Below are 23,130 nucleotides of genomic sequence, written 5' to 3' on the forward strand. Positions count from 1 at the left end.
CCTTGGCACCAGAAGGCGATGAAGGACGTGACAAGCTGCGAAAAGCTACGGAGAGGCGCAAATAGCCATTGACCCGTGGATATCCGAATGGGGAAACCCGGCCGAGTTAAACACTCGGTCATCGTAACATGAATACATAGTGTTACGAAGGCAGACGTTGGGAACTGAAACATCTAAGTACCAACAGGAGTAGAAATCAAAAGAGATTCCGTAAGTAGTGGCGAGCGAAAGCGGAAGAGCCCAAACCAAAAGATAGCAATATCTTTCGGGGTTGTGGACTAGCATAATGATCCTTAAGACATAGCAGAATGAGCAGCTGGAAAGCTGAGACCATAGAGGGTAAAAGTCCCGTAAGCGAAATGTTAAGAGGCAGGCTAGAATCCAGAGTACCACGAGGCACGTGAAACCTCGTGGGAAGCAGGGTGGACCACCATCCAAGGCTAAATACTAACTGGTGACCGATAGTGAAGCAGTACCGTGAGGGAAAGGTGAAAAGAACCCCGGGAGGGGAGTGAAAGAGAACCTGAAACCCTATGTTTACAAGCAGTTGAAGAGCGTTAAGGCTCGACAGCGTACTTTTTGTAGAACGGTCCGGCGAGTTATTGTATGCAGCAAGGTTAAGTACTAAAGGTACGGAGCCGAAGGGAAACCGAGTGTTAAGAGCGCGTTAAGTTGCATGCTATAGACCCGAAACCGGGTGACCTACCCATGGACAGGTTGAAGCGGGAGTAAAATCTCGTGGAGGACCGAACCACATGACCGTTGAAAAGGTCTGGGATGAGCTGTGGGTGGCGGAGAAATTCCAATCGAACTCGGAGATAGCTGGTTCTCCCCGAAATAGCTTTAGGGCTAGCCTCAAGGGAAAATCATACGGAGGTAGAGCACTGAATGGGCTAGGGGCCTTACCGGGTTACCGAACCCTATCAAACTCCGAATGCCGTAATGATGTTACTTGGGAGTCAGACTATGAGAGATAAGTCCCATGGTCAAAAGGGAAACAGCCCAGACCATCAGCTAAGGTCCCAAAATCACAGTTAAGTGGAAAAGGATGTGGGCTTGCTAAGACAACTAGGATGTTGGCTTAGAAGCAGCCACTCATTCAAAGAGTGCGTAATAGCTCACTAGTCGAGTGAGCCTGCGCCGAAAATTACCGGGGCTAAACTGTGTACCGAAGCTATGGATCAGCGTGCATCCAATAGTATCGCCTAGCAAGTAAGATAGAGCTAGGTAATTTCACCAAATGTATCATATGAAAAATGATTCAAAACATTTGGTCAAATTATCTCATAGCTAAACTGTGTACTAGGAGATAGTATTGGATGCACGAGGGTGGTAGGGGAGCTTACTGTTGTAGGTTGAAGCAAGATCGAAAGGACTTGTGGACGAAGCAGTAGTGAGAATGCCGGAATAAGTAGCGAGAGTAAAGTGAGAATCTTTACCGTCGAAAACCTAAGGTTTCCTGGGGAAGGTTCGTCCGCCCAGGGTAAGTCTGGACCTAAGCTGAGGCCGAAAGGCGTAAGTGATGGACAACAGGTTGAAATTCCTGTACTACCGTTAATCGTTATGAGAGAGGTGGGGACGCAGGAGGATAAGTCAAGCGATCAGCTGGAAAAGATCGTGCAAGCGAGGTAGATAGTCCGGTAGGCAAATCCGCCGGATGTTTCGAAGACGTGATGCGGAGGGAAAACAAGTACCGAAGTGACAGATTCCACACTGACGAGAAAAACCACTATCCAGATTAAAGGTACCAGTACCGCAAACCGACACAGGTAGGTGAGGAGAGAATCCTAAGACGAGCGGGAGAAGCGTTGTTAAGGAACTCGGCAAATTGACCCCGTAAGTTAGCGAAAAGGGGTGCCTCAAGCAATTGAGGCCGCAGAGAATAGGCCCAAGCAACTGTTTATCAAAAACACAGGTCTCTGCTAAATCGAAAGATGAAGTATAGGGGCTGACGCCTGCCCGGTGCTGGAAGGTTACGGGAATTGCTTAGGGGAAACCCGAAGGCATGAACTTAAGCCCCAGTAAACGGCGGCCGTAACTATAACGGTCCTAAGGTAGCGAAATTCCTTGTCAGGTAAGTTCTGACCCGCACGAATGGCGTAATGACTTGGGCACTGTCTCAACAACGTACCCGGCGAAATTGTAGTACTTGTGAAGATGCAAGTTACCCGCGACTAGACGGAAAGACCCCATGGAGCTTCACTGTAGCTTGATATTGGGTTTCGGTATTTTTTGTACAGGATAGGTGGGAGACTGAGAATTGGTGGCGCCAGCCATCAAGGAGTCGACGTTGGGATACCACTCTAAAAGTACTGGAACTCTAACCTGAGACCATAAGCTGGTCTAGGGACACTGTCAGGTGGGCAGTTTGACTGGGGCGGTCGCCTCCCAAAGAGTAACGGAGGCGTCCAAAGGTTACCTCAGCGCGGTTGGAAATCGCGCAACGAGTGCAAAGGCATAAGGTAGCCTGACTGTGAGAGAAACACCTCGAGCAGGTACGAAAGTAGGGCTTAGTGATCCGGTGGTATGAAAGTGGAATTGCCATCGCTCAACGGATAAAAGCTACCCTGGGGATAACAGGCTTATCTCCCCCAAGAGTCCACATCGACGGGGAGGTTTGGCACCTCGATGTCGGCTCATCGCATCCTGGAGCTGTAGCAGGTTCCAAGGGTTTGGCTGTTCGCCAATTAAAGCGGTACGCGAGCTGGGTTCAGAACGTCGTGAGACAGTTCGGTCCCTATCTGTCGCGGGCGCAGGATATTTGAGAGGATCTGTCCTTAGTACGAGAGGACCGGGATGGACGAACCTCTAGTGCACCAGTTGTCATACCAATGGCACAGCTGGGTAGCCAAGTTCGGCAGGGATAAACGCTGAAGGCATCTAAGCGTGAAACCCACCTCAAGATGAGATATCCCACTAGCAATAGGTAAGACCCCATGTAGACTACATGGTTGATAGGTCAGGAGTGTAAGCATAGTAATGTGTTAAGCTGACTGATACTAATAGGTCGAGGGTTTGACCCAAAGAAAACAGGTATTCAAAAGTAGAAGGTCTTAACCAGACAATGAGAGCTTCACATCTTCTTAAGAGAATAACATTAATCAGTTCTGAAGGTACAAAAGTATCTTAAAAAAAGTTAACAAAATTGTCAGAAGCTAGTAGTATGTAAGTAATACGAAGCTTATCACAATTTTAAATTTTCTGGTGGAAATGACGAGATGGCCACACCCGTTCCCATACCGAACACGGCAGTTAAGCATCTCAGTGCCGATAATACTTGGCTGGAAACGGCCCGGGAAAGTAGGTCTCCGCCAGATTTATATGAAAACCTCAAGCTTATAGCTTGAGGTTTTGTTTTTGTGCGCCGTGTGTCCAGCGAAACTGGACACACGCCAGTGGGTGTAAGTCTAATACGGGGGGCTGATAATGCCAACCGTTAGCAAAAGGTAAGTGGTAAACCATGAGTACCTCGACTGAAGGCATCTGCCATGTGATAATTACTCCTGAATAGTTTTAGTTGCAACTTTAAATACTTTTAGGAGTTTTTAAAGCAAACTTGTTGAAGTTTCAAGGAGAATTCATTATGGATGCACAAAAATCAACTCATAAGTACCGACTTTCTCAGTGGGCTCCCATTATCCATGCATGCCGCACTAGCGGAATGTCTGTAAAGGCATGGTGTCAAGAAAACAGCATTAACGAAAAACAGTTTTTTTACTGGCAACGTAGAGTTCGTGAAGAAATCAGTTCATTTTCTTCTGAATTACCGGTAGCCAAACAGAATACAGCTTTTATTCCACTTAAAGTGTTGGACAGCAAAACGTGTACCGATAAATATTTTAGTCCTGATATGGTTCTATGTATTGGCAGTTCTCGCCTTGAACTTTCAAATCAAACATCACCGGAGTTGCTTGCCAATATATTAAAGGTGCTGGGACATGTTTAATGATGCAGCCGGTTTTGATCAAATATACATTGCTTGCGGATATACCGACCTTCGCTGCGGAATTGATGGCCTTGCAGCCATTGTCCAAAATGAATTTAAGCTTAATCCATTTCAAAACACTCTATTTCTCTTTTGCGGGAGAAAAACAAATCGCATAAAGGCTATTTTGTGGGAGGGAGATGGATTTGTTCTTCTGTATAAACGTCTGGAAAGCGGACGGTTTCAATGGCCTCGTAGTGAAAAGGAAGCAAGATGTATCACATCCAAGCAATTCAGATGGCTTACTGAAGGATTATCTATTGATCAGTCAAAAGCAGTGAAGAAATCGTTTCCCAAGCATATTTTGTAGTGGATAAAAGCAGGAATTTGTGAGGATTATCCACAGATTTCAGCAATTCCCTTTTTGCACTGTTCATGGTGTTTTTTGTATAGTATGATAGTTCTATGGATAAAAAATACTGTGTAAATGAATTAACTAAATACAGCAAAGCAGACATAATCAATATGTTCATCTCCTTACAGAGTGATAAGGAAAAACAGGATACAAAGATGCAGGAACTGAATCAGAAGATGGATCTGCTTTTTGAACAGTTAAGTGTATCAAAACAACACCGGTTTGGACGTTCCTCCGAAAAAATGAAGTTTGAAGATCAAATGGAGCTCTATTTTAACGAAGCTGAAGTTTTAGCTGCTGAAAAAGTTCCTGAACCAGAGCTGGAGGAAGTATGCCCCAAAGCCTATAAACGGAAGAAACACAAAGGAAAGCGTGAAGAAGATCTAAAGAACATTCCTGTTACAATCATAGAGCATACACTATCTGAAGAGCAGCTTAGATCAACATTTGGTGAAAAATGGCGCCGTCTTCCTGATGAGGTATACAAAAGGCTGGCTCTTCACCCTGTCCAATTCGAAGTAGAAGAACATCATGTGGCGGTTTATTGCGGAAATGACAACCAAACCATCGTTAAGGCAAGTCGGCCAACCGACTTGCTTCGAAACAGTATTGTCACTCCTTCACTGGAGGCAGCCATCCTAAACTCGAAGTACATCAATGCACTTCCATTAAACAGGATTGAACAGGAATTTGCCAGAAACGATGTAATGATTTCAAGACAAGTAATGGCAAACTGGACTATCCTTTGTGGAGAGAGGTATTTATCACTTTTATATGACCGTTTGCATCAGGAACTATATAAATGCAAGGTATCACAAGCGGATGAAACCCCTGTGATTGTATCCAAAGATGGTAGAGCGACAGGATCAAAAAGTTACATGTGGGTATACCGTACAGGAAAGCTGTATAATGCTCCGCCAATTATACTTTATGATTACCAGCGAACCAGAAACAGCAGCCATCCAAAGGATTTTTTAAAGAAATACCAGGGTGTATTGGTAACGGATGGCTACCAAGTATATCATCAATTAGAAAAAGAAGAATCCGGTATAACGATAGCGGGCTGTTGGAGTCATGCCAGACGACGATATGCTGATGTGGTTAAAACCATGGACAAAGAAGCTGCAAAAAGTACACTTGCATATGCTGCATTGAGGCAAATTGCCATGATCTACAAAATCGACAATGATCTGATAGAACTTACACCGGAAGATCGGGTCGTACAACGGCAGCTACTTGTAAAGCCACAAGTGGAGGCTTTCTTCGCATGGATAAAAAACCATAAACAAGAAGTGGCATCACAGTCAGAAACGGGCAAAGGCTTTACCTATTGTATCAATCAGGAAAAATATCTAAAGACCTTCCTTACGAATGGGGATGTACCACTAGACAACAATGCAACGGAATCTGCAATTCGCGGGTTTTGTATAGGGAAAAACAACTGGCATATGATAGATACCATCGAAGGAGCAAAATCCAGCGCAATTATTTACAGTATTGCAGAAACGGCAAAGGCCAATAATCTTAAGCCATATGAGTATTTTAAATACCTACTGAAGGAAATACCCCAGCATATGGATGACAAAGACTTAACTTTTTTAGATAAACTGCTTCCATGGTCAGATCAACTGCCGGAACAATGCAGAAAGCAAACTAAGCAGTAAATTCAGCCGCCTATATGGTGGTTTTTTTGATAACTGTACTCATGGTTTACCGCTTACAGCAAAAGAGCAAGGGGGGGTCCTCGGTGACGAGGAATCTGAAGGAAGTTACGGCAAAGTTCCGGTCTTAGGAATAGGTCTTCAAGAGAGCGCTACTTTATTTTTGTGGTTGGCGCTTGACAAATAAAATAAATTACCCTACAATTTTAAATATTAAAAAAAGTTTGGATACAAATAGTGAGGATACAAACAATTGGAGGATATATGAATCAGAGTTTTCATTACTTGCTTATGATTAATCAGGCATTATTTCAGAAAAAAGTATTTAATGGGTTAATAGAAACAGGTTTAACATCTGGACAGCCAAAAGTATTAGACTACCTTAGTATACATGATGGAAGTATACAAAAGGATATTGCTTTTGGATGTCAGATAGACCCTGCTACACTAACAGGAATATTGAAAATCATGGAAGAAAAGGGTTTAATAGAGCGGCGGACATTAAATGGTAATCAGCGCTCAAGCTATGTATATTTGACAGATATCGGAAAGGAAAAGGCAGAAAAGGTAGCAGAGACATTTCTTGCGATAGAAACAGAAGTGTTTCATGGGATTGAAAAAAACGAGAGAGAAAAGTTTATGAATATATTTTATAAAATATGCAGTAATATGACTGATACGGAGAGACTACAATGAGTAAAAAAGAAATGTTAAAACGATACATTTTATTTAGTATAGGGTTATTAGTAAATTCCTTTGGTGTAAGTTTTATTACGAAAGCAAACCTTGGCACATCACCGATTTCCAGTATCCCATATACATTAAGTTTAGCATTTAAACCGACACTTGGTATGTTTACTCTGTATATGAGTATTGTTCTAATTATTATCCAAATAATTTTACTGCGTAAGAATTTTTCTAGACAATATTTATTGCAAATACCAGTGTCTATGGCATTTTCATGGTTTATTGACCTGACTATGAAAATGCTATCTTTTATGGAGCCGGATATGTACTACATGAAATTTCTCTCTCTGATTGTTGGCTGCATAATATTAGGAGTAGGTGTTTACATGGAGATGGCAGCAGATGTTGTAATGCTGCCAGGAGAAGCATTTGTAAAAGCAGTGTCTGTGACATTTCATAAAGATTTTGGTAAAACGAAGGTTATTTTTGATTCATCGATGACAACTGTAGCTGGCGCCATAGGGCTGCTTATATTCCATAAACTTGCTGGTGTGCGTGAAGGAACAATTGTTGCTGCGCTGCTTGTAGGGATGATAGCACGATTTTTGAAAAGAAAGCTGGGCTTTGTTGAGAACTTCCTGTCAGAAAATGCAAGAGAAGTTGAAAAAAAGTGGTTGCAGCAGAATTCGGACAAGGTTGTTATTACAATCAGCAGGGAATACGGAAGCAGCGGAAGAAAAATTGCGCAGCAATTGGCAAAAAATCTTGGATTTGATTATTATGATAAAAGTATTATAGAAATGGCAGCAAAAGAAAGTAATTTGCCAGAAGCATATATAGAAGCAAAAGAACAAGTAATGACAAACAGCTTTCTGTATGATTTTTTTTCACAGTATAAAATCTTAACAGATGAAGAAACAGAACTGGATAAATTGTATGAGATTGAGACTAAGATTATTAGAGAGGCTGCTGGCAAAGGTAATTGCGTAATAGTCGGGAGGTGCGCTGATTATGTTTTGAAAGATTTGAAAAATTGCTATAAAATATTTGTATATGCGAAAGAAGATTATAAAGTACATCAGATCAGTCAGCGTGAGCATCTGGAAAAGTCGGTAGCTATGAAACGCATGCGTGATATTAATAAAAAGCGTTTCATGCATTACAAATATTATACAGGCAGAATTCTGGGTCTTTCGGAAAATTACAATCTATGTCTGGATGTTAGTACACTTGGTGTAGAAGAAGCAGTTGAAATCATTAAGGAATACATAAGCTTTAGTTGTATGGATATAAAGGGTGTCTCCATTACGTCTGGTTAAGTAATTGATTTAACCAGTGAAAGGAGATTTTTGAGATGATTTGAATCTAAGAGAATGCTTTTTTAATAAAACATGCAACTCCAAGTGGATACCAGCACTGAGGCTTATACTTTTTGTCCTCGAGGCCCCTCAAACTTGTGATTTAAAGGTGGTTGGAAAATAAAAAGTTGGAGTTCTATTTCGTATTTGAGAACTAATTATTCAATTGTAGAAACATTTAACTTACAGAGCCACTTATTTCTCAGCTCCTATCATAATTTATATAAATTTTATTAATCAAACATTTCAGCATGCAGTGCTCTTTGATTTATCAATCAGAGGGCACTTTTTATAGTGAGCCGTGTAGCTAAACTCGGTGCGTTGTAGTAATGCAGGGTGCTAAGCGAAAGGGTAAAGCTCTCATTAGAGAGTGAGCAATCATATCCGTAACATTAAGTGAATTCTGTAGCATCGTTACCTTTTACCAAGCAAAGGGTGTAGGAAGGTTCAGGCTGTACCATATATATATAAATATAGCACTTTATGTAAAATTATGATAAAATTAAAGAAGTCTTTAAGAATAATAAAAAATTATAGAATGTCAAGCGAAGGGGATGACTTATTGAAATAAACTCAACCAAAAAACAAGGGTGATTTTTGTAGAATAAATGATTCCTTTTTGAGTTATTTTGTAATATAATATATTATGATTGTATTATTTTGGCAATAACTATTAAGCACCTTCATTCTTATGGACAAAATTAAAAAACTAAGAAAAAATATTCTAAATCGTATTCTACTGGAATACACATTACATTAGATAAATAAAAAAGAGAGACACAACAGCAAAAGAGAGGAGTGGGGGGTAAATGGTCGGAAATGTAATAGAAAACAACGTAGTGACCATTTCAGGAAGAGTAGTTTCGGAGGTTGAATATAGTCATGAGGTATATGGAGAAGGATTCTATTCTTTTCAATTAGATGTACCCAGATTAAGTGAAAGCAGTGACAAAATATCTGTTACATTTTCAGAACGTCTGGTTCCAAAGGAGAAGCTTGTAATTGGCTCACTGTTGGAAATAGAGGGTCAATTCAGATCATATAACAGTTATAAGAGTGAATCAAATAAACTTGTACTTACTGTTTTTGCAAGGGAAGTCGTTTTTATTGATGAAGATAAAAGAATAAAAAATCCTAATCAGATTTATCTGAACGGTTATATATGTAAGTCACCCATATATAGAATGACCCCTTTTGGAAGGGAAATAACAGATATACTTGTGGCAGTTAACAGACCATATAATAAATCAGACTATATCCCATGCATAGCTTGGGGCAGAAATGCCAGGTATTCTCAAAATCTGTCTATCGGAGACAATATTAAAATATGGGGAAGAATCCAAAGCAGAGAGTATCAAAAGAAGCTTGAGTCAGGAGAAACTCTGACAAAGACTGCTTATGAGGTTTCGGTCTCTAAAATGGAAATTTCCGAACCGTCAGCTACTAATGAAAATGATGAGAACGACGAGAATAACGATATTGAAAATTCAACAGAAGAATAATCTTTTATGAACATAGAGACAAAAACCATCACACTTCAGTTTTTGAACAGAAGTGTGATGGTTTTTTAGTTTATGAGCTTCGTCTTACAAGGTATCTCCATAACTTCATCAACGTCGGCATAAGGTAACTGTCTATGCCAAACACTCTTCCTGCACCTCCCCACATAGCTATTTCAGCAGGGATAAGCCACCAGCTTGTCTCATACAAGCCTGTTGAAAGAAGAAAATTGATGTTTAAAGAAATTGCGGCAAGGGCTGCAATAAACGTAAATGTTCCTGATATAAATGCAAGTCCAAGTCCCACTTCAGCTAAAACTATCATTATTTGGAAGACAAGAGCGTTTGGAATTACTAATCTATTTGCTATCCATGCATACCACTCGGGTGTATGTGAGGAAATAATTCTGAATACTTTTTCTCCGGATTCCGTAATAGAAGCACTGGAAGCACCATCAACGGGCATGCCTGCCAACATTGGTGAAGTCAACCAGCCTTCCTTTATTTTATTGTAGCCCTCTATAAACCAGGTGTAGCCAAGGAACAGTCTTAGGGGTACAAGCCATATTGTAGCGGATCTACGGGTATAGTGGTACTCAAGAAAGGATTTTCTGTGTCTTTTGTTTATTAATTCATGATTCAGATATTTTATAACAAGTTCAAATCCCCCTATGCCAAATAAATAATGGACGTTTACCATGTACTTCATTAGTATTGACAGCCATACAGGAAGTTGCTTACCCATTATCTCACTAACGGCAAAATTGCTCCCGATTGAAACCATAACACCATGGAGCTTAGGTGATAATTTGACTTTCTCAGTGCCTCTGATATCAGCCAGAATATTAACAGCTGCATTTTTACCCGTTTGCACCGCTGATTCTACCAGCGGAGGAAGAATTTTATCATCATAGGTGAAAGCAGATACATCTCCTATTGCGTATACATTTTTAAAGGTTGTTTTAGTGTATTCGTCAACAACAATTCTTGAAGTTCTATTTTTTTCAGTGTCTATTTCATCGGTCAGAGAGGAGGCTTTTATACCGGCAGTCCATATAAGGGTACGTGTATTTATGGAGCGTCCGTCTTTTAGCTCCACTTTTTCAGAATCAAGTTTTGTAATTGCACTTTCAAGAAGTACATTGACTCCTAAAGAAGAAGTAAGATAATCCATGGATTTTTTAACATTATTCTCATTTAGTATTGTAAGTATTTTGGGCAGGGCTTCTATCAGGTAAAGACTTACCTGATTACGGGAAATACCGTAATCTATGCAAAGTTTTTTAACCCATCTTCCCAATTCGCCCATCATCTCAACGCCTGTAAAGCCACCTCCGCCTACTACAAAGGTCAAAAGAGCTTTTTTTCTGGTTTCATCAATTTCTTGTGAAGCAAGTTCAAAGCAGTCCAATATATGCTCTTTTATCCTGAGTGAATCTTTAAATGACCAAAGAGGGTAGCTGTATTCCTTCATTCCGGGTATACCGTAATAATTCGGCTCACTTCCAAAAGCTAAAACAAGATAGTCATATTCATACTTATTATTATTTGATGAAACAACTTTACTTTCCATATCAAATTTTACAATTTCATCTTTTACTATATTAACATCAGTGTATTGAAATATATCTCTGAGAGGTACAATAACTCCATGGGAGTCTATTCTGTTTCCGGCAGTTTCGTGAAGCTCAGTCAACAGTGTATGATATGAATTTTTATCTATAATCGTAATCGATAAATCTTCTTTCTTCTTCTTTTTTCGTTGAAGGTATAAAGCAGTTTCTATTCCTGCATAACCTGCACCTACGATTACTATTTTTCTGGACATTATTATCTCTCCTGTTTTTGTTATAAAAGTAGAAATTTCAGGGAAACCTTTATAAATATATTTGTACGTTTATATGATGTATATTTTGCTTGAATTGTATTCATATTCGTAACTATATGGGGGTGAGTTGTTTGAAAAATTATCGTTTTTTAATTCTTTTGACATTTATAATTGTTTCTTTTTACCTAAGCGGATGTTCACAGAGTAACGCCAGTAATGATTACATTGAAAAAGAAAGCTTTCAAATGGGTACTGTAATTTCTCAAAGAATTTATGGAAGTAATGCTGAGGATTGTGCTAACAAAGTTATTCAAAGGTTAAACAACCTTGAAGAAAATATGTCTGTTAATATTAAAACAAGTACTGTTAGCCGGATTAACAGTCATTCCGGGCAATCACAGGCATTCCGCATAAATAACGATATCTATAATATTCTAACTGCAGCCGATAAATTTTCCAAGTTGAGCAATGGGGCCTTTGACATAACTATAGGGCCTTTAGTTAAGGAGTGGGGCGTTTTTACTGATCATCCCCATGTGCCTTCCCCGAGCAGGATAAGTGAACTTCTAAAACTTGTGAATTACAAATCAATTGACTTTGGCCAAGACCAAATGACCTTCAGGCTTCCCATGAAGGGTCAAATGATTGATTTTGGTGCTATTGCAAAAGGGTATGCAGCAGATGAAGCCGTAAAAATCTGTCGTAGAGAAGGAATAAAATCAGCTTACATAAATCTTGGAGGAAATGTTTATGTAGTTGGAAATAAACCGGATAATACACCATGGAGAATTGGTATTCAAAATCCAAGAGCAGTGGACGGTAAATATATTGGTATTCTAAGTGTTTCAGACAAAACTATAGTAACCTCCGGTGACTATGAGAGATTTTTTATGAAAGACGGTATCAGGTATCACCATATTATAGACCCTAGAACGGGATGCCCCAGCAATTCGGATTTGATTAGTTCAACCATTGTTACGGACAGTTCCATTAATGCCGATGCTCTGTCAACTGCAACATTTGTGATGGGATTGAGGAAGTCAGAAGAATTATTGAAAAAGCTGGATGGTGTTGATGCTATATTTGTTACTAAAGATAAAAAGGTCTATTTAACTGAAAACCTTAAAAAGGACTTTGATTTTCAGGATGAAAGTGGGGAGTTTACTTATGTTGAAAAAGGGTGACATAATTCTTTTATTGGTAATAGTTATTGCTATGTTTTCAGCTATTTTTTTTGGCAAAGAAAATGCAGTCAGTTTAAGCAATGTCAATGGAATCAAAGTTGATAACATTGGTATTACGGCGATAATAAAAAGGAATGACAAAGTTATCAGAAAAATAAATCTGACAAGTCTGGATAAAAGAGAAGTAATTAATATATCAGGGTTGCATAAGGTAACTATTGCAGCAGAAAAAAACAGAATTTGCTTTTTAGAATCGGATTGCCCTGACAAGGTTTGTGTAAAAACCGGCTGGCTCAGCCACCCCGGGGACATAGCTGTTTGTCTGCCTAATAAAATAATTATTAAGCTTGAGCAAGACAAGAATCAGAATGTGGATGGAGTGGTAAAGTGAGATTATATATAAAAAACAGAGTAGATATAAAGAAAATGGTTCTTCTGGCGCTTCTTACTTCTCAGGCCTTGGTGTTGTCTGTTGTTGAATCATGGTTTCCTGTTCCCGTAGGAATTCCAGGGATAAAGCTTGGATTATCAAATATAATAACTATCGTTTCCTTAAATTTTTTTAGCCTGTCAAATACTATGGCTATTGTTTTGGTGAAATGCGTTCTCTCATCCCTGTTTATGGGGGGGCCGGTAATTTTTGCTTTTAGTATATGCGGAGGAATTTTGAGTACACTGATTATGTGGATAATGTTAAAATATATGGAGAGGTGGTTAAGCTTAATTGGAATAAGCATAGCCGGAGCAATAGCGCATAATATCGGGCAGATATTGGTAGCATGCTTTATAATGAGTGATTTATCTGTTGTAGGGTATTTACCTGTATTGCTTTTGTCCGGAATTATTATGGGGACTTTTGTAGGAATATGCAGCTCCTTTTTTGTAAGAGCCTTAAAAAGGTTAAATATTATATCAAATTTATAAGGGGTAATTATGTTTTTTGAAAACCAAAGGTTAAACAATGATATTGAGAAAGTTGAGGAAAATCTACGTACAAATGTTACTTCAAAAAACCAGCTTTTGGTTAAGGCTATCGCCGATACAGTGGGTGCAGGCGGTAAGAGACTCAGACCTGCAATGGTTATTGCTTCATCATATTTCGGTAAAATACGGCAGGACAGGCTTATTAAGCTTGCAAGTGCCATAGAATTGCTTCATACTGCTACTCTCGTACACGACGATGTTCTGGACTACTCACCATTCAGGCGAAACAGGGAAACAGTATACAAAAAATACGGAACAGATATGGCTATTTACTGCGGAGATTTTTTGTACACTAAAGCACTTTTGATGCTTGCAGATATTGTTCCTGCAAAACACCTTACTATAGCAGCTAAGGCGGTAAAGACCATTTGTGAAGGAGAAGTAGACCAATACAGGGATAAGTATGTAATGAACTTGTCAGTTCCATCATATCTGAAAAGGATTTCAAGAAAAACAGCAGTACTTTTTGGGGCTTCCTGTGCTTTGGGTGCGTTATGTGCAAAATGTAATCATAGTATTACAAACAGCCTTTCAAAACTTGGATTTTACTACGGAGTTATGTTCCAGATGATTGATGATTACCGGGACTACAAAAGCGGTGATTCTGAATGGGGAAAGCCTGTCTTTAATGACCTTTCCAAGGGCATACTGACTCTGCCGGGAATATATGCTTGTAAAAATAATAAGGAAATATACCAGAAGGTTGAAAACTACTGGAGAAAAGAAGAGAAGTCAAATGAAGAACTTCAGGATATTATTTCTCAGATATATTCTTCAGGAGGTATGGAATATACAGAAAATTACATACAAAGATATAGACAAAAGGCTTTCCGCGAGATAGAAAAGCTCCCCAAAAGCGAGGCAAGAGATATTTTTGCTGATTTGATAAATAAATTGCATATCTGATATAATATAGGGGTTCTTTAGAATATGTAATATGGAGTCGACATAATGAAAGTTACAACTGTATCAGTGGTGCTAAGTAATACAACCAGGGCTTTTGATAAAAAATATACTTATAGTGTACCTGAATACTTGTCTCTACAAGTTTTTCAAGGTTGCAGGGTACTTGTTCCATTCGGAAACGGAGAGCAGGTAAGGGAAGGGTTTGTTTTGGATACAAACCCTTTGGTATTGAGTGACAAGCCAATTGTATATAAAGAAATAAAAGAAGTAATTGAGCCGTACCCGCTTTTGACAAATGACAGTATACAGCTTCTGGAATGGATGAAAAGAAGGTATATTTGTACATACTCAGACATTATTAAATGCATGTTGCCTCCGGGGATAAGTGTAAAAACAGTTAAGAATATAAAGATTAATAATGATTTTCAAAAAGAATTCAAAAAAACGGGGTTAAAAAAGGTTTTGAGTGTTCTTTCCGATTGCGGAGGGGAATGCGAGTACGAAGAGCTTAGAAGTCTTTGCTCAATAAAAGGATTCAAATCAGCTGTTGAGGAGCTGTGCCAAGATAGGGCGGTTTACATGGAGGAAAGCTATGAGCAAAAGGTTAATGCAAAGACGGTTAAAGCCGTCAGCCTTGCAAGACCGGCCTCTGAGATTTTGGATGAACTTGAAAACAATCGGATTAAGAGGATACAACATGTAAGAGTTCTTGAGATACTTCTTGATAATGAAATAGTTTCCGTCAGCGATATCCAAAGGTTTGCCGGTGTCACAACTTCCGTACTTGATACTCTAAGCAAACATGGGTACATAAGCTACAAGAGTCTTGAAATCAAAAGGAATCCTCTTAAAGACAAGTATTATGAAAAGACAGAACCTTTATCTCCCACAGAGGATCAGGCAAATGCACTGGCTTTTTTAAAGAAACAGCTGGACTGCAGAAATTTTCAGGAAACATTGCTCCATGGCATTACAGGAAGCGGAAAGACAGAGGTATACCTTCAGCTTATTTCCCACTGCTTTTTATTAGGGAAAAAGGCTATTTTGCTTGTTCCTGAAATTTCACTGACACCTCAGATGGTAGAGAGATTTGTTTCAAGATTCGGTAACAGGGTTGCCGTTATACATTCAAAGCTCTCTCTTGGGGAAAGATTTGATCAGTGGAAACTTATAAGAGACGGCAAAGTAGATGTGGTAGTAGGAGCACGTTCAGCGGTATTTGCTCCTATGGAAAATCTAGGATTAATTGTTATTGACGAAGAGCATGAAGGTTCCTATAAGTCGGAATCTTTGCCTAGATATAATGCAAAGGATGTCGCCCGCAAGAGATGTGAAATAAATAACTGTCTGCTTGTATACGGGTCTGCAACACCTTCTGTTGAGACATATTATAATGCGCAAACAGAGAAAATTCACCTTCTGGAAATGCAAAACAGACCCAGAACAGCAGTTCTGCCAAAAGTTGAGCTTGTGGATATGAGGGTCGAGCTGGAAAATGGAAATAAGACGCCTTTCAGTTCCAGATTAGTAGAAGAGCTTCTGAAAAATAAAGAGAATAATCAGCAGAGTATTTTATTTCTTAACAGAAGAGGATTTTCAACTTTTGTAATTTGCAGGAATTGTGGTTATACTATGAAATGTCCGGAGTGCAGCATAGCATTGACATATCATTCTAAAAGTAAGAGACTGATTTGTCACTATTGCGGATTTACCGTACAGAATCCTTCGGTATGCCCATCCTGTAAAAGTGAAAATATCAGATATTTTGGTATAGGTACTCAGAAAATCGAAGAGGAAGTTATTAAGCGTATTCCTGAGACTTCGGTAATACGTATGGATATGGATACCGTAGGCTACAAAAATGCACACGAGGAAATACTTAACCGGTTTAAAAATGAAAATATAAATATCATGGTAGGTACACAGATGATAGCCAAAGGACATGATTTTCCTAATGTTACTCTGGTAGGAGTACTTGCAGCAGACGGTATGCTCAATACCGGTGATTACAGAGCCTCTGAAAGGACTTTTCAGCTTCTTACACAGGTGGCTGGAAGAGCAGGAAGAGGAGACATCGGAGGTCGTGTAATCATTCAAACGTATAATACTGATGAGTACAGTATTATTGCAGCATGTAAACACGATTTTAAGTCATTTTACAATCAGGAAATTACGATTCGTAAAAGACTTGACTATCCGCCGTTTACTAATATTGCATTAGTTACCTTTACAGGCAAGCGCGACAGAGGTGTTTTTGAGGCGGCAAAAAACGTGAAACCTCTTCTGTGCGAAGGCTGTTCCGAAGACACTCTTGTACTGGGGCCTTCCAGATGTCCGGTACCTAAGATTGCAAACAAGTACCGTTGGAGGTTTGTTGTCAAGGAAAGGGATACGGATTTGCTTATCGAACGGCTATCAACCATGGGCGACAGGTTTTGGAAAAATAACAAGGACAAAGATGTGACTATGAGCATAGATATAAATCCTTATAATATGCTATAATAGATAAGATATATATAATTGGAGGTTGGATATGGCTTACAGGCAAATAAGGAAAGATGGGGAAGAAGTATTAAGAAAGATTAGCAGACCGGTTGAAAATATCGATAAAAAAATACTATCTCTTTTAGAGGATATGGCGGATACTATGTACAGAGCTGACGGTGTAGGTTTGGCAGCACCCCAGATTGGTGTTCTCAAGAGGATGGTTGTTATTGATGTTGGGGACGGTTTATATGAGATGATTAATCCTGTTATTCTGGAGCAAAGCGGAGAACAGGATGGTATAGAAGGTTGCCTGAGTATCCTCGGGGTTTTGGGAAAGGTTAAGCGCCCCATGAATGTCACACTAAAATATACTGATAGAAACGGTGAGGATATAACCATCGAAGCCAGTGAGTTTTTTGCCAGGGCCATATGTCATGAATTAGATCATTTGGACGGAATTTTATATAAAGATAAAGCATATAAGATGTACACTGAAAAAGAATTTGAGGAAATGCAAAAAGATTAATCTATGAAATATCACGGTTATTTAGGAGAGTGAAGTATTAGTGAAGATAATTTTTATGGGTACACCTGAATTTGCAGTGCCTAGTCTTGAAATGCTTATAAATGAAGGATATGAAGTCATTGCAGTTGTTACTCAGCCTGACAAGCCAAAGGGTAGAGGCAACAAACTGGCAGCTCCTCCGGTGAAGGAGTTTGCGTTGAAACACGGTATTACAGTTCTCCAGCCTTCTAAAATAAAGACACCTGAGTTTGTTGAACAAATCAGGAATTTGGCTCCGGATTTACTGATTACCGCCGCCTATGGGAAAATTATATCAAAGGAGATGCTGGATGTACCAACCTTAGGATGTATAAATGTACATGGCTCTCTTTTGCCTGCGTACAGGGGAGCAGCTCCTATTCAGTGGTCAATTATAAACGGTGAAAAGGTGACAGGTATTACTACTATGTTTACTGATGTAGGACTTGATACCGGAGATATGTTACTTAAAAAGGAGCTTGAAATAGGCTCAGATATGACAGCGGGAGAATTACATGATGCCATGGCTGTTTTAGGAGCCCAAGTATTGAAAGAAACTCTTTCAGAACTAAAACAAGGAACACTTATAAGAAAGCAGCAGGAGGATTCCTTGTCATCATACGCCCCAATTATTACAAAAGAAGTAGGGCTTATTGACTGGAATAAAACTGCTCAACAGGTACACGACCTGGTAAGAGGAACAAGCCCGTGGCCGGGAGCGTACACCTTTTTAAATGAAAGTAAAATGAGGGTTTGGAAAACCTGCCTTTCAGATTTGGAGAATAACCAAAATTATTGCCCCGGAGAGATTGTAAGAGTTGATGAGAGCGGATTACTGATAAAATGCTCTGATGGCTACATAATCATAAGTGAGCTGCAATTTGATTCTTCTAAAAGGATGAAGGTCAGCGATTACTTGAGAGGACACAAAATTAGCATAGGTGAGAAACTTGGAAACTAATGTGAAGACATTTTTACGTATATTAATTATTATATTGACTGTTTTTATTTCGCTGCTGATAGTATTTGGAGTCGCTTACGTAAATGCTTCCATTGATGTATATAGTGCCATACTGGTTGTATTGATTACAACTGTAGGATTCTGTATTGGTGCATTAGCTGTAATGAGTGGAGCTATTTTTCATACATTCAAAATGAAAAAAGCGTCAGGATTGACTTTGACACTTACAAAATTGGGACTAAGGATTCTAATGCCTGTTGCTGTTTTATTTACAAAATCAAACAGCAAAGAAAAAAAGAGTATAAGATATATCTATATTGAATTAAATAATATTGTGGTGGAATCCTATAATAAAAAGTATGATGCCAGAGATATAATGATTCTGTTGCCACACTGTCTTCAGAACAGCCAGTGTGGACTAAAGGTGACTTCCGACCCTGAGCTTTGTCGCCAATGTGGTAAATGCAAAATCGGAGTACTCCTAAAATATGCAAAGGATAATGGACTAAATCTGTTTGTTGCTACAGGGGGCACAGTAGCAAGGAATATAGTAAAAAAAACAAAACCGGGGATTATTATATCTGTGGCATGCGAAAGGGATTTAATGAGCGGTATTTCAGATATTAAGGGTATTCCGGTAATTGGTATTATTAACAAACAGCCAAACGGACCGTGTATTAATACAGATGTAGATGTAGAAGGTATCATCAATAAAATAAAACAGCTTACCGTTTAATGCAGTATAGATGCCATTATATACAGGAGGACAGTATTATGGGCTTTTTATATATGGATAAATATTACTTGATACTGGTTGTTCCGGCACTGATTATATCAATGATTGCTCAGATACAGGTTAAAAGCACTTTTCATAAATATAGCAAAATTGGTAATTCTAAACATATGACGGGAGCAGAAGTTGCTCGTTATCTGCTTCAGGTAAACGGTATACAGGATGTTGAAGTTACTCATGTAGGTGGTCAGCTTACAGACCATTATGACCCCAGAAAGAAAGTACTCAGGTTATCTGAATCCACCTATGGAAGTACTTCAGTAGCCGCTATAGGTGTTGCTGCACATGAAACAGGACATGCAATACAACACAAAGTAAAATACGGGCCTCTTGTTTTACGAAGTACCTTGGTTCCGGCAGCAGGGATTGGTTCTTCAGCAGGTCCGTACATTGCAATATTGGGATTATTTCTGGGCTGGCCGATAATAATTAATATCGGACTGCTTTTGTTTTTTGCAGCGATATTGTTTTACCTTGTAACACTGCCGGTAGAGTTCAACGCCAGTAAAAGGGCATTATCAGTGTTGGGCAGCACCGGAATACTTATGACGGAAGAACTTACGTCTGCAAAAAAGGTTTTAAATGCGGCAGCGATGACTTATGTAGCGTCGGCATTAGTTGCAATTGCCAGCTTTCTACGTTTACTGCTGCTTGCAAATGAACGAAGAAACAGGGATTAGTGGTAAAAGAAATCAAATTAATAAAAGACGGTATTTGGCTCATGGAGGTTAATGTGGCAGTAGATTTAGCAAGAGAGACAGCATTAAAGATTTTGTACGATATTACTGAAAATCAAGCATATTCAAATATTTCTGTTAACAGGCATCTTGATAATGATAAGCTCAGAGAGATTGACAGGTCATTTGCAACAGAACTGGTCTATGGTACGGTAAAATGGCTTTTGCAAATAGATTATATTATAGGAAAGTACTCCAGTGTTAAGCTTAAAAAGCTGTCACCATGGATTAAAAATGTTTTAAGACTTGGCGTATATCAGCTGCTTCATACTGACAGAATACCTGTTTCGGCAGCCTGCAACACGGCAGTTGAGCTTGCAAAAAGGTATGGGCATCAGGCTTCCAGCAGATTTGTTAATGCAGTACTTAGAAATATTTCAAAAAATATAGATAACATTCCTTATCCTGATAAAAGTGATATTGCAAGCTATCTAAGTATTTTTTACTCACATCCCGTTTGGATGGTGCAAAAATGGATAGAATTATATGGGAAAGAGTTTACAGAGGAACTGTTAAAAAGTAATAATCAGGTGCCGGATTTCATTATCAGGACAAATACTTTGAAGACAGACAGGCAAACTCTGTTGGATTTGTTACATAAAGAAGGAATAAATGCGGAACCGGGAAGGTATATTGAGGAAGCGGTCATATTGAAAAATCCATCATCAATATCAAACCTAGAAACCTTTAAAAAAGGGTATTTTCAGGTTCAGGATGAGAGTTCAATGCTGGCTGGAAAAATCCTTGACCCCAAAGAGGGTGAAACGGTAATTGACGTATGCAGTGCTCCCGGTGGAAAAGCAACACATATTGCACAGATTATGAATAATAATGGAACAGTTTTGGCAAGAGATATTTATGAGCATAAGCTCAATCTTATAGAGCAGTCATGCAGAAGGTTAGGGATAGATATTATTAAAACGGAAATACATGATGCATGTGATATTGATGAAAACCTCATAGGAAAAGCTGACAGAGTTTTGATAGATGCACCTTGTTCGGGACTGGGCATAATCAGAAAAAAACCGGATATCAAGTACTCAAGGACAGAGAATGAGTTAAAAGAGATTACCGATCTCCAGCAGAAGATACTTAATATTGCTGCGAGGTATTTGAAAGTTGGAGGATACTTAATTTACAGTACATGTACAATACAGCCCCAAGAAAATCTCGAAATTGTACAGGATTTTCTTGCAAAGAATGCTGGTTTTAAGTTGTCAGGCTTTCGGGAACTTATGCCTTCTGCTCTGGATATTTCCAGTTCAGAAGAAGGATATATTCAATTATATCCGAATATAAATCAGACAGATGGATTTTTTATAAGTAAAATAAAAAGGGAGAAATAAATTACCTATAATGATTAATTTAATGGATATGACTTTGGAGGAACTTGAACAGATGCTGTCGGAGATGGGGCAGCAGAAATTCAGAGCAAAGCAGATTTTTAAATGGACAAACAGTGGAATAAGATCTTTTGATGATATGACTAATATCTCAAAGCAATTAAGAGATGAATTAGTAAAAGTAACAAAAATAAGCAGGATTAAAATAGCTGATAAGCTTCAATCACAAATTGATTCAACCGTCAAATATTTATTTGAGCTGGAAGACGGAAATATTATTGAAAGTGTTATTATGGAGTACAAGCATGGCTTTACAGCCTGTATCTCTTCTCAGGCAGGGTGCAGGATGGGATGCAAGTTTTGCGCATCTACAGGAGCAGAGTTTTCAAGAAATTTGACTCCGGGTGAAATGCTTGATCAGGTAATGACTATGCAAGAGGACTCCGGTAACAGAATTGGTCATATAGTTTTGATGGGAATAGGGGAACCGCTGGATAATTACGAAAATGTAATTAAGTTTCTAAAGATAGTGAATCATCCGGACGGATTGATGATAGGAATGCGCAATATTTCCCTTTCTACCTGCGGCGTAGTCCCTAGAATGTTACAGCTTGCACAGGAGAATATCCCCATAACTCTATCTGTTTCCCTACATAGTGCAAGGGATGACAAGAGGTCGGCTATGATGCCTGTTAATAAGGCTTATTGTATTGACAAATTAATTTCAGCATGTAAGATATATACAGAGAGTACAAAAAGAAGGATAACATTTGAATATGCAATGATTTCAGGAGAAAATGATTCTGAGCAGGATGCCAGAGAGCTGGCGGGACTATTAAAAGGAATGCTTTGCCATGTAAATTTGATTCCGGTAAATACCGTTACAGGTAATGGTTATAAAAAAAGCTCAAGAATTCACATAGATAAATTTAAAAACATTTTGGAGTCTAAAGGTATTGAAACTACCGTTAGGAGGGAACTTGGCAGCGATATAAATGCTGCCTGCGGACAGCTTAGAAAGAATAAAATTGACAGTAGTGCCAATTTACTTTATGAATCTTAAAGTGTTTATTTCAGGAGTGATTTGTTTGAAGTATGGTATTAAAACTGATAGGGGATTGAAAAGACAGCTAAATGAAGATAATTGTAATGTTTTGGTAGGTTATCCGGGAATCCCGGTTTGTTTCGTCATAGCTGACGGAATGGGCGGCCACCAGTGTGGTGAAGTCGCCAGTAAACAGGCAGTTGACTCGGTCTGCAATTACCTTCTGAAATCTGATTGGTCTACAGAAGATATTCCTGAGCTACTAAAGAAAATAATAACTACTGTTAATGAAGAAATATACAAATTTTCGCTGCTTGACATTTCTACTCAGGGTATGGGGACTACACTTATTATAACTGTACTTAAAAACAGGAAACTCTATATTGGACATGTTGGTGACAGCAGAGTTTACCTGATTAGAAATAAAACTATCGAGAAAGTAACCTGGGATCATTCATTTATAGAGGAAATGCTTAAAAATGGCTCAATAACAAAGGATGAAGCGATAAACCATCCTAAGAAAAATCTCATTACCCGCGCTGTAGGATATGAACCTGACTTGCAGGTTGATACATACGAAATAGACGTTGAAGAAAATGATGTTATACTTTTATGCACTGATGGTCTTAGCAACATGATGGCAGAAGATGATATTTTGGACATAATTATTAATAATAAGGATCCTCAGGATGCTTGTGATACTTTAATCCAAAATGCGAATAATAAAGGCGGGGAAGACAACGTAACCGTAATCATTGGGAAAATATAAAATG

The 23,130-nt window shown here is 38.8% G+C and carries 19 protein-coding genes and 2 rRNA genes (1 of these 21 cut by a window edge); 20 read left to right on the forward strand and 1 reads right to left on the reverse strand.

Annotation, left to right across the window (positions count from 1 at the left end; genetic code table 11):
- The 8 genes from P0092_RS10595 to P0092_RS10630 all read left to right on the forward strand — a co-directional run.
- Positions 1 to 3,023 (forward strand): 23S ribosomal RNA (locus P0092_RS10595); it begins 30 nt to the left of the window's first position.
- Positions 3,024 to 3,200: 177 nt separating this feature from the next.
- Positions 3,201 to 3,317, forward strand: a 5S ribosomal RNA gene (rrf, locus tag P0092_RS10600).
- 266 nt (positions 3,318 to 3,583) lie between these two features.
- On the forward strand, positions 3,584 to 3,946 hold the full coding sequence (gene tnpA / locus P0092_RS10605) for an IS66 family insertion sequence element accessory protein TnpA (protein WP_004619598.1): 363 nt from the start codon (positions 3,584 to 3,586) through the stop codon (positions 3,944 to 3,946).
- Complete coding sequence (gene tnpB / locus P0092_RS10610; protein WP_004619599.1) at positions 3,939 to 4,295, forward strand: IS66 family insertion sequence element accessory protein TnpB; 357 nt, start codon at positions 3,939 to 3,941, stop codon at positions 4,293 to 4,295. The genes tnpA and tnpB overlap by 8 nt, the downstream gene beginning before the upstream one ends.
- A gap of 95 nt (positions 4,296 to 4,390) precedes the next feature.
- The gene (gene tnpC / locus P0092_RS10615; RefSeq protein ID WP_004619600.1) at positions 4,391 to 6,004 is read left to right on the forward strand and encodes an IS66 family transposase; all 1,614 of its coding nucleotides are present in this window, start codon (positions 4,391 to 4,393) and stop codon (positions 6,002 to 6,004) included.
- A 261-nt stretch (positions 6,005 to 6,265) separates the two neighbouring features.
- Entirely contained in the window at positions 6,266 to 6,697 is a 432-nt protein-coding gene (locus P0092_RS10620; protein WP_004619621.1) for a MarR family winged helix-turn-helix transcriptional regulator, read from the forward strand.
- On the forward strand, positions 6,694 to 8,007 hold the full coding sequence (locus P0092_RS10625; protein WP_004619620.1) for a cytidylate kinase family protein: 1,314 nt from the start codon (positions 6,694 to 6,696) through the stop codon (positions 8,005 to 8,007). The genes P0092_RS10620 and P0092_RS10625 overlap by 4 nt, the downstream gene beginning before the upstream one ends.
- An 848-nt stretch (positions 8,008 to 8,855) precedes the next feature.
- Positions 8,856 to 9,548, forward strand: a complete 693-nt coding sequence (locus P0092_RS10630; RefSeq protein WP_004619619.1) for a single-stranded DNA-binding protein — start codon at positions 8,856 to 8,858, stop codon at positions 9,546 to 9,548.
- 70 nt (positions 9,549 to 9,618) lie between these two features.
- On the opposite strand, the gene P0092_RS10635 is transcribed toward P0092_RS10630, so the two are convergent.
- A complete protein-coding gene (locus P0092_RS10635) occupies positions 9,619 to 11,373 on the reverse strand; it encodes an NAD(P)/FAD-dependent oxidoreductase (protein ID WP_004619618.1) in 1,755 nt (584 codons plus the stop codon).
- A 122-nt stretch (positions 11,374 to 11,495) separates the two neighbouring features.
- On the opposite strand from P0092_RS10635, the gene P0092_RS10640 reads away from it, so the two are divergent.
- Genes P0092_RS10640 through P0092_RS10695 form a run of 12 tightly spaced genes read left to right on the forward strand, consistent with a single transcriptional unit; the run spans position 11,496 to position 23,126 of the window.
- The gene (locus P0092_RS10640; RefSeq protein ID WP_276187225.1) at positions 11,496 to 12,557 is read left to right on the forward strand and encodes an FAD:protein FMN transferase; all 1,062 of its coding nucleotides are present in this window, start codon (positions 11,496 to 11,498) and stop codon (positions 12,555 to 12,557) included.
- Complete coding sequence (locus P0092_RS10645; protein ID WP_004619616.1) at positions 12,541 to 12,948, forward strand: NusG domain II-containing protein; 408 nt, start codon at positions 12,541 to 12,543, stop codon at positions 12,946 to 12,948. The genes P0092_RS10640 and P0092_RS10645 overlap by 17 nt, the downstream gene beginning before the upstream one ends.
- Positions 12,945 to 13,481, forward strand: coding sequence for a Gx transporter family protein (locus tag P0092_RS10650; RefSeq protein ID WP_004619615.1), 537 nt, complete (start codon positions 12,945 to 12,947; stop codon positions 13,479 to 13,481). The genes P0092_RS10645 and P0092_RS10650 overlap by 4 nt, the downstream gene beginning before the upstream one ends.
- Positions 13,482 to 13,490: 9 nt before the next feature.
- On the forward strand, positions 13,491 to 14,447 hold the full coding sequence (locus tag P0092_RS10655) for a polyprenyl synthetase family protein (protein WP_004619614.1): 957 nt from the start codon (positions 13,491 to 13,493) through the stop codon (positions 14,445 to 14,447).
- Positions 14,448 to 14,492: 45 nt separating this feature from the next.
- On the forward strand, positions 14,493 to 16,949 hold the full coding sequence (gene priA, locus P0092_RS10660) for a primosomal protein N' (RefSeq protein WP_004619613.1): 2,457 nt from the start codon (positions 14,493 to 14,495) through the stop codon (positions 16,947 to 16,949).
- A 31-nt stretch (positions 16,950 to 16,980) separates the two neighbouring features.
- Positions 16,981 to 17,460 (forward strand): peptide deformylase, encoded by a 480-nt coding sequence (def, locus tag P0092_RS10665; RefSeq protein WP_004619612.1) that lies wholly within the window; start codon positions 16,981 to 16,983, stop codon positions 17,458 to 17,460.
- Between the two features lie 40 nt (positions 17,461 to 17,500).
- Complete coding sequence (gene fmt / locus P0092_RS10670; RefSeq protein ID WP_004619611.1) at positions 17,501 to 18,439, forward strand: methionyl-tRNA formyltransferase; 939 nt, start codon at positions 17,501 to 17,503, stop codon at positions 18,437 to 18,439.
- Positions 18,429 to 19,175, forward strand: a complete 747-nt coding sequence (locus tag P0092_RS10675; RefSeq protein ID WP_040758865.1) for a DUF116 domain-containing protein — start codon at positions 18,429 to 18,431, stop codon at positions 19,173 to 19,175. Before fmt ends, P0092_RS10675 begins: the two co-directional genes overlap by 11 nt.
- 38 nt (positions 19,176 to 19,213) lie before the next feature.
- On the forward strand, positions 19,214 to 19,912 hold the full coding sequence (locus tag P0092_RS10680; RefSeq protein ID WP_004619609.1) for a zinc metallopeptidase: 699 nt from the start codon (positions 19,214 to 19,216) through the stop codon (positions 19,910 to 19,912).
- Between the two features lie 53 nt (positions 19,913 to 19,965).
- Positions 19,966 to 21,315 (forward strand): 16S rRNA (cytosine(967)-C(5))-methyltransferase RsmB, encoded by a 1,350-nt coding sequence (gene rsmB / locus P0092_RS10685; protein ID WP_040758902.1) that lies wholly within the window; start codon positions 19,966 to 19,968, stop codon positions 21,313 to 21,315.
- 10 nt (positions 21,316 to 21,325) lie between these two features.
- The gene (gene rlmN, locus P0092_RS10690) at positions 21,326 to 22,375 is read left to right on the forward strand and encodes a dual-specificity RNA methyltransferase RlmN (RefSeq protein WP_004619607.1); all 1,050 of its coding nucleotides are present in this window, start codon (positions 21,326 to 21,328) and stop codon (positions 22,373 to 22,375) included.
- A gap of 16 nt (positions 22,376 to 22,391) precedes the next feature.
- Entirely contained in the window at positions 22,392 to 23,126 is a 735-nt protein-coding gene (locus P0092_RS10695; protein WP_276187227.1) for a Stp1/IreP family PP2C-type Ser/Thr phosphatase, read from the forward strand.
- Positions 23,127 to 23,130: the final 4 nt, after the last annotated feature.

This window comes from Ruminiclostridium papyrosolvens DSM 2782 (assembly GCF_029318685.1).
In the GTDB taxonomy this organism is placed as follows: Bacteria; Bacillota; Clostridia; order Acetivibrionales; family DSM-1351; genus Ruminiclostridium; species Ruminiclostridium papyrosolvens.

What these genes read in the sequence shown, in the direction of transcription:
- tnpA (WP_004619598.1), top strand. Translation starts at nt 3,584, where the DNA reads ATGGATGCACAAAAATCAACTCATAAGTACCGACTTTCTCAGTGGGCT.
- tnpB (WP_004619599.1), top strand. Translation starts at nt 3,939, where the DNA reads ATGTTTAATGATGCAGCCGGTTTTGATCAAATATACATTGCTTGCGGA.
- tnpC (WP_004619600.1), top strand. Translation starts at nt 4,391, where the DNA reads ATGGATAAAAAATACTGTGTAAATGAATTAACTAAATACAGCAAAGCA.
- P0092_RS10620 (WP_004619621.1), top strand. Translation starts at nt 6,266, where the DNA reads ATGAATCAGAGTTTTCATTACTTGCTTATGATTAATCAGGCATTATTT.
- P0092_RS10625 (WP_004619620.1), top strand. Translation starts at nt 6,694, where the DNA reads ATGAGTAAAAAAGAAATGTTAAAACGATACATTTTATTTAGTATAGGG.
- P0092_RS10630 (WP_004619619.1), top strand. Translation starts at nt 8,856, where the DNA reads ATGGTCGGAAATGTAATAGAAAACAACGTAGTGACCATTTCAGGAAGA.
- P0092_RS10635 (WP_004619618.1), bottom strand. Translation starts at nt 11,373, where the DNA reads ATGTCCAGAAAAATAGTAATCGTAGGTGCAGGTTATGCAGGAATAGAA.
- P0092_RS10645 (WP_004619616.1), top strand. Translation starts at nt 12,541, where the DNA reads ATGTTGAAAAAGGGTGACATAATTCTTTTATTGGTAATAGTTATTGCT.
- P0092_RS10655 (WP_004619614.1), top strand. Translation starts at nt 13,491, where the DNA reads ATGTTTTTTGAAAACCAAAGGTTAAACAATGATATTGAGAAAGTTGAG.
- priA (WP_004619613.1), top strand. Translation starts at nt 14,493, where the DNA reads ATGAAAGTTACAACTGTATCAGTGGTGCTAAGTAATACAACCAGGGCT.
- def (WP_004619612.1), top strand. Translation starts at nt 16,981, where the DNA reads ATGGCTTACAGGCAAATAAGGAAAGATGGGGAAGAAGTATTAAGAAAG.
- P0092_RS10680 (WP_004619609.1), top strand. Translation starts at nt 19,214, where the DNA reads ATGGGCTTTTTATATATGGATAAATATTACTTGATACTGGTTGTTCCG.
- rlmN (WP_004619607.1), top strand. Translation starts at nt 21,326, where the DNA reads ATGATTAATTTAATGGATATGACTTTGGAGGAACTTGAACAGATGCTG.